The organism is Peribacillus sp. NPDC097198, assembly GCF_044762055.1.
GTDB lineage: Bacteria > Bacillota > Bacilli > Bacillales > DSM-1321 > Peribacillus.
The window spans coordinates 24,020-36,912 of sequence record NZ_JBIWDO010000021.1; the positions used below are offsets into that span (position 1 = coordinate 24,020).

General features: G+C 38.3%; 12 protein-coding genes, 1 rRNA gene, 1 pseudogene and 1 riboswitch. Of the genes and pseudogenes, 2 read left to right on the plus strand and 12 right to left on the minus strand.

What is annotated here, in order from left to right; genetic code table 11:
• Window positions 1-26 precede the first annotated feature (26 nt).
• Together ACIQXQ_RS20470 and ACIQXQ_RS20475 are read right to left on the minus strand one after the other, a co-directional pair.
• A complete protein-coding gene (locus ACIQXQ_RS20470) occupies window positions 27-1,109 on the minus strand; it encodes a D-alanine--D-alanine ligase (protein WP_402876007.1) in 1,083 nt (360 codons plus the stop codon).
• Window positions 1,110-1,265: 156 nt separating this feature from the next.
• Window positions 1,266-2,048 carry a hypothetical protein gene (locus ACIQXQ_RS20475; protein ID WP_402876009.1) on the minus strand — a complete coding sequence of 261 codons (783 nt, stop codon included), beginning with the start codon at window positions 2,046-2,048 and terminating at the stop codon, window positions 1,266-1,268.
• Between the two features lie 152 nt (window positions 2,049-2,200).
• On the opposite strand from ACIQXQ_RS20475, the gene ACIQXQ_RS20480 reads away from it, so the two are divergent.
• The gene (locus ACIQXQ_RS20480) at window positions 2,201-2,935 is read left to right on the plus strand and encodes a class I SAM-dependent methyltransferase (protein WP_402876010.1); all 735 of its coding nucleotides are present in this window, start codon (window positions 2,201-2,203) and stop codon (window positions 2,933-2,935) included.
• A 69-nt stretch (window positions 2,936-3,004) separates the two neighbouring features.
• Here ACIQXQ_RS20480 and ACIQXQ_RS20485 read toward each other — a convergent pair whose 3' ends face one another.
• The 8 genes from ACIQXQ_RS20485 to ACIQXQ_RS20520 all read right to left on the minus strand — a co-directional run bounded on the left by ACIQXQ_RS20485 (window position 3,005) and on the right by ACIQXQ_RS20520 (window position 11,226).
• A complete protein-coding gene (locus ACIQXQ_RS20485) occupies window positions 3,005-4,267 on the minus strand; it encodes a cation:dicarboxylate symporter family transporter (RefSeq protein WP_402876012.1) in 1,263 nt (420 codons plus the stop codon).
• A 173-nt stretch (window positions 4,268-4,440) separates the two neighbouring features.
• Window positions 4,441-4,589: riboswitch (cyclic di-AMP (ydaO/yuaA leader) on the minus strand.
• A gap of 175 nt (window positions 4,590-4,764) precedes the next feature.
• Complete coding sequence (locus ACIQXQ_RS20490) at window positions 4,765-6,024, minus strand: efflux RND transporter periplasmic adaptor subunit (RefSeq protein ID WP_402959819.1); 1,260 nt, start codon at window positions 6,022-6,024, stop codon at window positions 4,765-4,767.
• A 13-nt stretch (window positions 6,025-6,037) separates the two neighbouring features.
• Window positions 6,038-6,700, minus strand: coding sequence for a hypothetical protein (locus ACIQXQ_RS20495; RefSeq protein WP_402876016.1), 663 nt, complete (start codon window positions 6,698-6,700; stop codon window positions 6,038-6,040).
• A 116-nt stretch (window positions 6,701-6,816) separates the two neighbouring features.
• The gene (locus tag ACIQXQ_RS20500; protein WP_402876018.1) at window positions 6,817-7,719 is read right to left on the minus strand and encodes a diacylglycerol/lipid kinase family protein; all 903 of its coding nucleotides are present in this window, start codon (window positions 7,717-7,719) and stop codon (window positions 6,817-6,819) included.
• A 1,160-nt stretch (window positions 7,720-8,879) separates the two neighbouring features.
• Window positions 8,880-9,611 (minus strand): ABC transporter permease, encoded by a 732-nt coding sequence (locus tag ACIQXQ_RS20505; RefSeq protein ID WP_402959821.1) that lies wholly within the window; start codon window positions 9,609-9,611, stop codon window positions 8,880-8,882.
• Window positions 9,608-10,342 carry an ABC transporter ATP-binding protein gene (locus tag ACIQXQ_RS20510; protein ID WP_402876022.1) on the minus strand — a complete coding sequence of 245 codons (735 nt, stop codon included), beginning with the start codon at window positions 10,340-10,342 and terminating at the stop codon, window positions 9,608-9,610. The genes ACIQXQ_RS20505 and ACIQXQ_RS20510 overlap by 4 nt, the downstream gene beginning before the upstream one ends.
• Window positions 10,339-10,782, minus strand: coding sequence for a helix-turn-helix domain-containing protein (locus ACIQXQ_RS20515; RefSeq protein ID WP_402876023.1), 444 nt, complete (start codon window positions 10,780-10,782; stop codon window positions 10,339-10,341). Before ACIQXQ_RS20515 ends, ACIQXQ_RS20510 begins: the two co-directional genes overlap by 4 nt.
• A gap of 249 nt (window positions 10,783-11,031) precedes the next feature.
• Window positions 11,032-11,226, minus strand: a complete 195-nt coding sequence (locus ACIQXQ_RS20520; RefSeq protein WP_402876025.1) for a hypothetical protein — start codon at window positions 11,224-11,226, stop codon at window positions 11,032-11,034.
• 154 nt (window positions 11,227-11,380) lie between these two features.
• Here ACIQXQ_RS20520 and ACIQXQ_RS20525 point away from each other — a divergent pair.
• Window positions 11,381-11,776: pseudogene (locus ACIQXQ_RS20525) on the plus strand (efflux RND transporter permease subunit); the annotation flags it as partial.
• Here the strand turns inward: ACIQXQ_RS20525 and ACIQXQ_RS20530 are convergent.
• Window positions 11,729-12,568 carry a tyrosine-type recombinase/integrase gene (locus ACIQXQ_RS20530; protein WP_402876027.1) on the minus strand — a complete coding sequence of 280 codons (840 nt, stop codon included), beginning with the start codon at window positions 12,566-12,568 and terminating at the stop codon, window positions 11,729-11,731. The pseudogene ACIQXQ_RS20525 and the gene ACIQXQ_RS20530 sit on opposite strands and share 48 nt — an antisense overlap.
• A 238-nt stretch (window positions 12,569-12,806) precedes the next feature.
• Window positions 12,807-12,893 (minus strand): 5S ribosomal RNA (gene rrf, locus ACIQXQ_RS20535); the annotation flags it as partial.

Below are 12,893 nucleotides of genomic sequence, written 5' to 3' on the forward strand. Positions count from 1 at the left end.
TACAGGAACCCACTTTACATTACCGCTTACACTGTATATTTAATTTGTTGTTTTTCTTCATAGCGCTCTAAAGCAAGCTTCACAAGTTCTTCTATTAATTGTGGATATTCAAGACCCGTGTGCTTCCATAATAGCGGGAACATGCTGAATGGCGTAAAGCCAGGCATCGTATTCACTTCATTGATATAGACCTTTCCATCTTTCGTCAAAAAGAAATCGGCCCGGACGAGTCCGGAACAGTCCAATGACTTGAAGGCTGTGATTGCCATTTGAGATAAAGCTTTGTATTGACTTTCCTCTATTTCGGCAGGTATGGCCATCGCTGAATTTCCGTCGACGTATTTAGCTGAATAATCATAGAAGTCAAAGTCTGTCTTAGGAATGATTTCTCCTGCCACAGAACAAGATGGGGTATCATTCCCGATCACGCCAAACTCCACTTCACGGGCGATGACTCCTTCTTCAACGATGATTTTCCGATCGAATTGAAATGCTTCTGCGACCGCCTTCTTCAACTCATTAGCATTATTACATTTGCTGACTCCTACGCTTGAGCCTAAATTAGCCGGTTTTACAAAACAAGGGTACCCACATACTTCTTCCACCTTCTCAATGGACCGTTCTGTGTTACTCTCCCATTCCGAGCGGATGAACCATGTATAGTTAACTTGCGGTAATCCCGCCTGTGCAAAAATATTTTTCATGATGACCTTATCCATCCCTGCGGATGAAGCCAGTACCCCATTTCCCACATAAGGAAGATTCAACAGCTCAAGCATCCCCTGTACTGTTCCATCTTCGCCATTCGGTCCATGTAGAAGAGGGAAAATGACATCATAACCCGTGGACCCACTATTTTCATCAGTTAAATGGGCTTGCAATGACAAAGGAGAAGTCAATTTATCGGATGATAAAGCCAATTCCTCCACGGATTTTGCCGGACCAGTCAACTTTGGACCATTTACCCAAGAACCTTCTTTTGTTATGTAAATCGGATATATGTCAAACTTTGCTAAGTCGAGAGCTTTAATGACTGCTAAAGCTGTCTGCAAAGAAACATCATGTTCCGCAGATTTCCCACCATAAAGCAAACCAAGTTTAGTTTTCATGAGTTATTACCCTCCAATATTCTTTTAACCATGTTCCATTGTAACACTTTACACTAAAACGGGAAAAGTGAAAGTTCCCCCTTCTATAGCTATAATTAGAAGTTTATGCACCCAGTTGCAAGTCCTACGACCCAAACCCTTAATTAGCTAAAGAAGTTATTTATATAGCGTCGTGTTGATAACGCTCTCCCAAACCTTTTCTTTACGATGAAAAGTAATGAAGGCATCAGGTCCTTGTTCTTTTCTATCTAAGAAATCATCATGCATCTCATCCATGTTCAAATAATCTCCCACGATCCATGCTGGGATCTCGATTTTGGTCCTTGTAATCTTCACATGTCTAAAAGAAAAAACTATACCTTCCGCCAATATAGGAGCCAGGGAAGAAATAATATCCAAAGGAATTGCAGGCAATTCTTTTTTCTTCCTCATTCCTAACCATGTTCTTTCGACTTTCAATGGTTCAAGCTTCAACGGAAGTAAATTTCCCAGCATCTTATAGTACGTTGAAATCGAACGAAAGTAAATTTTATTAAACCATCCATCATCTTGGGCCAGATAGACAAATTGATTATTCAGTTTGTGAAAGAAAGGGGGTTCTAAGTGATTTTTGGTATGCCCCACATATAGGAGTTCCGCTAATTCCCTGCCGTCCAATTCTTCTAGACAATCCGCTTCCTTAAAATCGACCCAACAGAAATCTCCATATGCACGAACATCCTCTTTAAGTAGCTTATAAACGTTCTCAGATGAAACGCTCTCCAGCAAGACATTCAAATCGTACTCCCCACCATCATATTGATGTTTCAATAATAAGATGGAATTCAAGCTATGCGGTAAGGAATAGGAGAATTCTCGAAAATTAAGGCCATTAAAAAGGACAAATCTTTCGGAAGCCTGCATATGCATATATAAGATGTCATTACCTTCATTTTTCATGATTATATTCCCTCCGAGCCTTTCATCAATAGTTCTATTTTATCAAACTTTTTAATATTCACGAAGTGTATATAAAATAGTAGTAAAAATAAGAAACTAGACAGGCAGTAATTTCCATATTATAGTAAAAATAAAAGCTTGGAGGATGAATGATGGATAAAATAGAAAAAGACGATTTCATCAATCACTTGCAGGAAGACGCTGTCGCCGATTCATCAAAAAATTGGGGTCTTTGGGAACTCGAAAAATTTGCATTCGATAAATACTTTCATCAAGCCGACTCCATCCTTGATATTGGATGCAGTACAGGGAGGACGACCTTTGCTCTATACAAGAATGGGTTTCATCATATAACCGGACTGGACCCTTCACCCTCCAAGATTCAAGAAGCCCGGAAGTTTTCACAAGATGAAAATATGGAGATTCCATTCTTTCTTGGGAATGCCACGGAAATCCCTTTCAACGACTCGTCATTCGACCATGCACTCTTTTCCTTTCATGGTTTAATGAAAATCCCTCAACGAAAAAACCGCATTCTCGCTTTGAAAGAAATCAAACGCATACTTAGACCAGGAGGCCGTTTCCTATTCACCACACCGATTCGCGACAGTAATGAAAGGTATCTTAATTTTTGGGAACAGGAAGAAATGATTTGGTGTGATAGTAAACAGGATGAACGGCTATATGAGTTCGGTGATATCTTCACAAAGGGAAAGTCTCACCAAGAAGAAGCCTATCTCCATATCCCGAGTCAGCAGGAAGTCCTTGATTGCCTAGAAGAAGCCCAACTGACTGTTTTGGAAACCTTTCACCAAGATTCATTTAATGAAAGCGTTATGGCTATGAACTTTTCCCCTGACTCCCATTTCTGGATCGTCCATCAATAAGTTGTTTTCGACTTTCATCTGAATACAAAAAAACTCCAGAGTGCAATCACCCTGGAGTTTTGACTTATATTAAGAAGCCTGTTCGAGTTTTCCTTTTTCGGCAGGAGGGTTGAATTGACCTTCCCACTTGGAAATAACGATGGCTGCTAAAGAGTTACCAATAACGTTTACTACAGTACGACCCATATCAAGGATACGGTCAATACCTGCTATGAAGGCAAGTCCTTCAATTGGGATGCCCACCGTACCTAATGTTGCTAAAAGTACAACGAAGGATACGCCCGGTACACCGGCAATTCCTTTAGAGGTAATCATCAACACTAACATTAGCGTTATTTGCTCATAAGCACTTAGATGTATGCCGTACATTTGAGCAATGAAGATGGCTGCTAAAGCTTGGTATAATGTGGAACCATCTAGGTTGAATGAGTAACCAGTCGGAATAACAAAAGACGTAATATGTTTTGGACAACCGGCTTTCTCCATCTTCTCCATGATTCTTGGAAGAACCGCTTCTGAACTTGCTGTGGAAAATGCTAAGATCAATTCTTCTTTCAAAATGGCAATTAACTTAAAGATACTGAAGCCTACAAATTTTGCAATGAGCCCCAGGATGACAACTACGAAGAAAATCATCGTTCCGTATACGGAAAGGGCTAACTTTCCTAATGGGATTAGTGATGATAAACCGAATTTAGAGATTGTCACACCGATTAGTGCAAATACCCCAATCGGAGCAAATTTCATAACCATATTGGTTAGATTGAACATACCTTCCGCCGCACCTTGGAAGAAACGGAATACTGGTACTCCTTTTTCACCGATAGCTGCAATGCTTAGTCCAAACAAGACTGAGAAGAAAATGATTGCAAGCATATCGCCTTCTACCATTGCTTTAATCGGATTAGATGGGACAATATGAACGATTGTATCTATAAAGGATTCGTGTTGCTTAGTTTCTGCTGTGTCAACATAAGTGGAAATATCCGTTTGTTCAAGCTCACCCATATTTACGCCCGCGCCAGGCTGAATAATATTGGCAGATAATAAACCTACGCCTATTGCAACTAGTGTTACTACTATAAAGTAGGATAGTGACTTGGCACCTAATTTCCCTACTGATTTAATATCGCCCACGCCTGCAACTGCAACAATAAGGCTAGAAACGATAATTGGAACGACGATCATTTTAATCATACGTAGGAAGATATCACCTAATGGTTGTAGATAGCTTTGTGCCGTCTCACTTCCATAAAATATAGCACCTACGATAATTCCTAGAATTAAGCCAATGAATATTTGGCTTGCTAAACTCAGTTTGAATTTCTTCATTTAATTTCCTCACCTTCCATATAGTCTTTGATGTAAAAACATTTGTCTCGGTAAGGGAAACAAGATACTAATAAAAAGAGAAAAATTTTTCTGTATATTGAAAAACTTCTATCCTTACGCTTAAAAAAAAGACACCCTACGTGTCATTTTCCCTATTGGCGTGTTATTCACACATGTTCCCTCGAAGACGCTTACGGGGTTAGCTGTCGGGTTAGGAATCGGAAACACAATGGCCCTTTCATCTCTGAATTCACCCCTAGCGAATATAATCCGCAAAATTGGTTCCCCCGTTCTTTTTTATAAGATTAAGCGAGCTAACTTATATTAAAATATTATACTAAAAATATTAATCTGTAAATATATTTTCTTTCCCCACACTCCGAAAGTACAGAGGGGATTAAGAATATTGAGTGCTACGTGGGTTTACACTTATTGTTTAAATAGGTAATTAGTTTTAACAGTAAAAAAATTATGGCCATTTTTGATTTAACTGAAAATTATTTTTCCAAAAATCCTAGTAAAATGTATCTAACTTTTTCCCTTTTGGATAGTTTCTTAAAAGTTGCAGAGTGAACCTTGTCCAATTTGAGCGGGGTAATGAAGTAAGAGTGGTTCTTCACTACCTTTTTCGGTTCTAAAAGGATGACATCTCCCACTGCTGGACCTTTAAGCATCTCTTGCTTCCCTTTTGCTTGAGCCCCTTTTGTAAAGTATTGTCGGTTCAAATGCCCTTTATTGGTCATTTTATAGACATGCGGCTGCTTCCGTTCATGTATCGCTTCTGTTGGAACAGTCGGGACTCCCGTCTTCACATTCGTTATAACGGTAAGGTCGACCTTTGAACCGTCTAATAGCGCTTCCTTATTCTCTGCTTCCGTTACAATTTCCGCTTCGAATGTATAGCGATTTTCATCCTTTAGGGTTGGCTCCTCTTTGGGATAAGGATGTATACGGCTGATGGTTCCGCCCAACCTCTTTTTCAAATCAGGAGAACTAGCTTTTATCTCCATCCCTACCTCTGCCTTCTTTAACTCTTCTTCAGAGAAGGAACCTTCGATGGCCATATCTGTCGAAGCAATTGAAATAATCGGATTCGTTAAATTTTTATTGATCTTCTTCACGACACCATCCGCTTCACTTGTCGTCTCAACGGCATTGGTTTGCACCTCAATTGAGCTTAATTGTGCTTCTAGCATGACCACTTTTTCCTTCAAGCTATTTTTTTCAAGTTCCTGCTTGTACATCTCCTGCTCAATATTACTTTTAATTAAGTCTGAGGAAGAAGTGGTGATGTCTATATTTAGGTTCTTTTCTACTGTCTCATCGATAACCGTTTTGTTTGAATCCAGGGCCAGACCACTTTGATAAGCTTTCAACTTATTTATGTACTCATCAATTCCGACGATTTCTCCTTCGGTTGCGGCCTTTTCCGCTTCCAAATTATCTTTTAGTGCATCCAGTTCGGTTGTAGTGTATTCAAATAGGGATGTTCCAGCCGTTACCTCGTCCCCTTCGTGAACCAGGAATTTCTGAAAATCATTGTTTTTAGCATCAAAATAAACATCATATTCTTCTGCCGGTTTAAAGATTCCCTTTGTTTGAAATGTTTCAGTTATGGTATCTTTCTTAACTTGTGTCCATCTTTCGGTAAAAACGGTCCGTTCCACTTTACTGTCTTTTTTTTCAATCAAGTAAATATTACCCGATATCAAGGCCAAAGATGCTACTGATAGGGCTGCTAATTTCCACTTTTTCATTTTTCTCACCGCCTTATACGAATACGCCAACTTGTAGATATGCTAAAAATGCTTTAGCAAACCACGAGGCAATATAAAATAGAATGATCATTGATAAGACAAAGGCCTTGCTTCGTTCCGTATATACCTTCAAATAATAATATTGTAAAGAAATGATTAAAATTTGAAAAATGGTGATTTCACTAAAAAAATGAATAAAGTAATCGCTTCGAATGAAGTACTGGCTGATGACTCCAAGTGAAAAGGGGTTGGCATCATGCCCAATATCCATCAAAACAAAAAGGGGAATTAACAAAACCTTCTCCAGTAAGTGCAAACTAAGCGTAATCATTTGAACAATCACGGTTTTTATGTATGGGATATCCAATACTACCCAAAAGAATAAAGAAGCTAAAAAGATATAAATAGAAGGATAAAACAATCCTGCAATCATATTTCCAATTACAATCAGTAATTTTCCCGTTTCAAATTCACTTACATCCATCTTCGTAATATTTTTAGAAAATGATTCTGAACCAATTCCAAAATATCCACTTACTGAAAAAACTAAGACACTAAGAAAATATAATCCTATTAATTTCCAGAAAAGTCGTGTGACCGCTTCCGCATTTTGCAATTGGTAACGGCTTCTTTGCGGTTCAAAAATACCCTTTAACAATCGGACCTGGTATATCATGTATGTTCCTCCTGCAAAAAATGAAATATCATTTTATATTTTATCTTATTTTGTAAACAAATGCAGAAATAAGGAGGAATAAATATAAATATATACTCTTAATGCGTCTGATTCTGTTATACTCCTGAGCTAGGAGACAAAAAAGCAAGATGATGTTTCAGAACTTCTATCTGTGTAGGCGTCTGATTATAAATCTCTCCATCCATATCGACTTCGAGAGGTAATTCGGTTTCCACCTTCAATTTTCTTGCCTGGACATACATGACACCTGACTCTGAGCTGACACTTTCAGTCAACGAACTCTTCATGGCTAAGATCTCCCTAAATACACTTAGGCTCGATTCTTTCACGATGACGATATCAAACAGCCCATCGTCTGGCTGGACCATTGAAAAAGGCATTGAATTCGTTCCGATAAAATTACCATTCAAGACTAAAATCATGACAGCTTTTCCTTCGACACACGTTTCATCATATTCGACTCTAAAAGGAAACGGTTCTTGATCGCCTATCGTTCTAATTGCACTTAAAAAATAACCAATCTTCCCGAATTTACTTTTTTCTTGTTCATCTATATTGTTTGACGTATCGGTAATCAGTCCAATACCCCAAAAATTCAAAAGGTAATGATCGTCCGCCTTCCCCACATCGATCATACGGACATTTCCGTTCACTATAGTTTCCGCCGCACGACGGATATTTTGAGGTATTTCCAAGGTTCTGGAGAAATCATTGCACGTCCCTCCAGGTAATATTCCCAAAAGCGGTCGATGTTCGAGTGGAGAAAGACCATTCACACATTCATGCACCGTTCCATCTCCTCCCAGAACGAATACTACGTCCATACCTTCTCCATATTCCGAACAAAACTTGTCAGCATCACCCTTTTCCTTGGTCTGAAGAATAAGAAATTCATCAATTTGGGGTGTCAGAATAGGGAGACATTCCTCTAATGCCTTTTCCACCTTACTATTTCCTGCACATTCGTTATAGATCAGCATTCCTTTTTTCCATCTCATATCCTGTTCCCCCCCGTTTAATGAATAGCTACGCTACGCTTCCCTTTACTTTTTCCTTTTTTCCTCCTTTTAAAACTCAATCATGAATAGTTGAAGCAATTAAATTATAAATATGAAGAAAGACGTATAAAAAATAAAAAAAAGAGGCGGCAGCCCCTTCCAAAAAGTCATGAGTGTATATGCAAATGATCTTTCATTAATATGATGAGCTTGGAACAAAGGGTACTTCTAGTCTCGTCCTTTTCCAGATAAAGCAAAAAACCTTCCAAGATGACACCATTTGGTCTTTTTTTAAAAAGACCTCTCTAATCACCTCTAAAGCCTCTGTATCTTTACCAGTCCCATATCCTGCTCCATCCCCCGACTTCATCCTTAAGAGTTTATCTATCGTCAGGTCAATCTACGCTTTAGGGTCAAGTACATACGCTGAACAGTCAGGTCCAGGTAACTGGATTCAATAAAGGATCGTCGCCCTTCAGTAACCCCTCAATGATTGAATCTAACCAATTCAATAAGAAAATTGGCAACATACTTATGCTTATGGGGATTATGTTAACTGGGTTTATTTCCTCATAGTTAATGTTTACCTGGCAAGTTGCTAAAAAAAGGTGTTTTTCCATTCCTAATTGAATAGTTAGTATATGAATTATAAGGGGATATTAAAATGGAAAAAATACTTAGAAAAAGCGCTATATATAGTTTTTTATGGGAATAGGTATAGGAATTTTATTTGTAAGGTATGAACAAGTTACACGAGTGAGTTTTGATGTGACTGAAACATCCTATTTGTCTCCCATGGAATACATAATTATCTTGCTTAAATATGGTGTAATAACAGCTATACTTGGTTTGTTATTTGGATGGTATAGATATAATAAGCAAAAAAAAGCTGTTTAAGATGTTCATAAAACGGTACATTAGGTAATTCCGTTATTAACTTCACCAGGTACTGATACCGAAGAAAGGCGAGCAATCAACCCAATCAAAAAATTCATCAATAATGGGTTTTACTTCCATTCATTACTGCTTTAAGCTTGAGCAGGGTTTTCTTAAGTAAATTTTAAGATACCATGTAAAAAGTGAGGCAGTTTGTCATGGAGGAAAGTGCTAAACAAACCCGAAAATTAATTTTTCTGGGTTCTTTGCTTTCTTTATTATAATTATTCTGCCTGCATTTTCTTTTTAAACATTGCAATTGCTACTACCGATATGATGATGGCATAACCAAGCACCCACCAGATATGAGGGGAAATATCACCGTATTCACCAGTAAGAGCAGCTTTTCCCATTTCGACTGCATGAACAAATGGTAAAATAAATGCAACGTCTTTGAATAGGCCACCAATCAGGTTTAAGTCAATCCATGCGCCCGAAAGCCATGCAGATAAATTGGTCAGTAGTGCTCCACAAATACCTACAGCTGCTCTTTCACTTAACAGCGTTCCACATAATAGCCCAATCCCTATAAAAATAATTGATGTTGGAATGAGTAAAGCTAGTGCCACAATCATAGAAAGAGAGATGGCTAACCCCATAAACATCGCAACAATATAACAAAAAATTCCCTGTACAATCGACATCATTAGTAAAGGTAAAGAATAGCCCATAATAAAATCTGTTGATGTCATAGGTGTTGTGAAAAGCCTTGTTAAAAATGAGCTTGCTCGGTCTTTCGATAAAACTTGTGCGGCAAAGAGAGCCATAAAGGATAGACCAAATACCGCGATACCAGGAGTTAGTGAATCAACATTAAAAAGATCAACTGGAATGCTACGATTAATTGCGGATAACAGCAGTAATAACGCAACCGGGAAGCCGATTCCAAAAAAGAGTGATAGTGGGTCCCTTAAAATTTCCTTTGTCGTTCTGTTTGCAAATACGAGCATTCTCATTGGATATCACCTTCCGTTACAAAATACACAAATGCATCCTCAAAGCTCACTGTGTTAGCCTTTTCAATAAGCTCTTGAGCCGAACCAATTGCTTTAATTTGCCCGTCTTTCATAATGCAAATACGGTCAGACAATGCCTCTGCTTCCTCTAAATAATGCGTCGTTAATATAATGGTTGTTTTTTCCTTCAGTTTTTTTATTAAAGCCCAAAGTTCACGGCGTCCGATAATATCTAATCCAAGTGTCGGCTCATCTAAAAATAAAATCCGCGGCTCACTAATTAAAGCCATAGAGATGCTCAATTTGCGTTGCCAACCACCTGATAATGTTTTGCTGCGTTGCTTTTCAAAAGGCTGCAATGAAAACTGAGCAAGCATTTCATCAATTATTATCTTTGTTTTCTCTTTATTAAAGCCGTGTACTCCAGCCATTAACTCTAAATTTTCACGTACCGTTAGATTGGGTGCAATCGCCGTCTCTTGTGGGGATACCGCAATCGCAGTACGTACTTGCTCTGGCTCATTTATAATACTTTTCCCTAACAATGTTGCATCTCCGCTCGAAGGCTTTGTTAGACACGAAAGCATTTTAATCAATGTCGTTTTCCCTGCACCATTAACACCAAGAAGGCCAAATAATTCCGTTTCTTGAATTGATAAAGAGACGTGGTCAACAGCATTTTTAGTACCATATGTTTTCGTTAGGGAGTTGATTGTAATAGCGTTGTTCATTTATCTTCCTCCTGTTTAAAATTTAGGTTTACCATATTGAAAAAGCTACTCAACATTTGTTCAGGTACAATCGCAAGACCACGCTCTTCATCCCCCAAGATAATTAGCATATCTCCTGGATTTAATTGAAACAGTTCCCGTGCTTTTTTAGGTATAACAATTTGTCCTCGTTCACCTAGTGTGGCTGTACCAAAAAAATGCTTTCCTTTCGGTGGTACACCGAAGCCATTTTCTTGTTGTTTAAAACGAACAAGATTATCTAATGTAACATTGTAAAGCTTCGCGAGCTCCATACAATATTGGATATCGGGTGTAGAGTCCCCTTTTTCCCATTTAGCTATCACCTGTCGAGACACATTTAAACGTTCTGCTACTTCTTCTTGTGTAAGTTGATGCTGTATACGCAATGCTTTAATATTCATATTAATCATTTTTTTCATACCTCCAAATTATATTATCAACAAACTTACAGGCAATCGTCCACCTACATTTATTTACTTTATTGTTACGATTCGTAGCAAAAAAACATATACAAAATAAGGACCCGATGAGTGCGAATGTATGGCATTTTTTCCGAAGAAAGGCGAGCGATCAACCCAATCAAAAAATTCATCCTATAGTCAATTACCAAATGTTATTAGTCTTTCCACAAATAATATAGATGTTTTGCACACTCGTAAAATCATGCTTTATCGACTCTTCAGCTCCTTCATAATGGTTTGGATAATGTGCTCATCTACGCCATTGAAGAAAGTTATTTCAGCTTCAGCTGTTTTAATAACACAGCCTAGTACAGCAGTGTATTCAGAAGAATGAAACGAAGTAGTTTCAGTTGGAAAAGGATCGAGTTTTACTGGAACAATGGTTAATTTGTTTGTGGACATAAGGATGGCACCTCCTTTGATTGATACGTTTATCGTACCGAAGGTGCCTGGCGTTTTATATGCGTTATTTGATTACGGGCTTACGTTTAAGAGACCAAGGAATTGTTCCTTTTTTAGTACGTTTTTGGCTTCTTCTTCAGTAATACCGATAATGGGGATTATGGTAACCAACGCCATCGTATTGGTCGATCGTGTACTTAAAAACGAAGAAAACGGCCTCTCGACTCTCGAAGCTGGGTCAACCCGTCTTCGTCCGATCTTGATGACAGCCTTGTCCATGATTAGCGCATTGATTCCTCTCGCAATTGGCACAGAAGGAAGCGACCTTATTTCACAAGGAGTTGGCATTACCGTAATGGATGGACTAGTGAGCTTTACATTGCTTACCTTACTTATCGTTCCGGTCGTATACGAAGTAATCATGAAATTGGGTAAAAGGGAGAAGGCAGTGAAAACAAAAAAAGAAACGAGTTTCCCCGTTCCCTTAAGATTTATTGAACATTTAGTTTTTAGTAAAGGTTTGATCTATTGCGTTTTCCAGGTTCAATGATTTTTCTTTTAAGTAACGCTTCGTCACGTTTAAGTCCTTATGGCCTGCTAGCTTGGAAACAGTTTGTATATCAATACCATTATCCACTAGTCTCTGGCAAAATGTATGACGTAATTTATGTGGGTGTACATTGTATTTTTTTAAAATGTATTGTACCGACCTCGGCGTGATTCTTTGATTATAGCTTGAGATAAACAATGGGTCTGCTTTTTCCTTCAGTGAACAGAGATAGGTTCTCACATACTGCACTGCTAAATCTGTTAGCGGAACGGTTCTGTCAATTTCACCTTTTGCATTCCGGACAAGAATATAATTCCGATTGCCCTCCATGATAACATCACTTCCATTTAAATCACATAGCTCCGAAACACGAATGCCAGTATGTAACAAAAGATAAACAATGGCGACATTCCTAGGATTTCCTTCTGCCTCTATATCCTTCAAAAGAGCTTCTTGATCTTTGATGCTTAGTGACTCAGGTGCTTCATTTTTAGATTCCTTTACCTTACGCTCAACAGAAAGCATAATTTGTGGCTTCGCTAAAAATTTAAAGAAGACATTCAAAGCATTATAATGCTTTTCTATTGTCCCTGGACTTTTCTTGCAATTTTCTAAATAATCAAGATACAATTGAACATCCTCAGAATTAATTTCCCTTAGTACCTTTTGTGTCTGTTCACAAAACTGAGAAAGAACACCTGTATACGTTTTAATCGTATTAGCTGATTTCCCTTGGTCTTCCAACCATCCAGCAAATGAAGAAATCATTTCATCTTTAGCAGAGGTATCCATAGGCTATTCCCCCAATGACAGTTTCAGAACTAAGTTAAGTTTAACATATTTCCTTATAGAAACGAAGAATTCTGCCCCCTAATCTCCTAACGTCTGTGAGAAGCCCGGATGCGCATGCTAAAAAAGAATGATAGGAGATATCATCATATTGCTGCAATACTCTCATTTTTCAAATGTATCTTTCACGTCTTGGAAAATTAACACAAAAAAGGCCAGCCTAATGGCTGACCTTGAAATGGCTTGGCGGCGTCCTACTCTCACAGGGGGAAACCCCCAACTACCATCGGCGCTGAAGAGCTTAACTGCCGTGTTCGGAATGGGAACG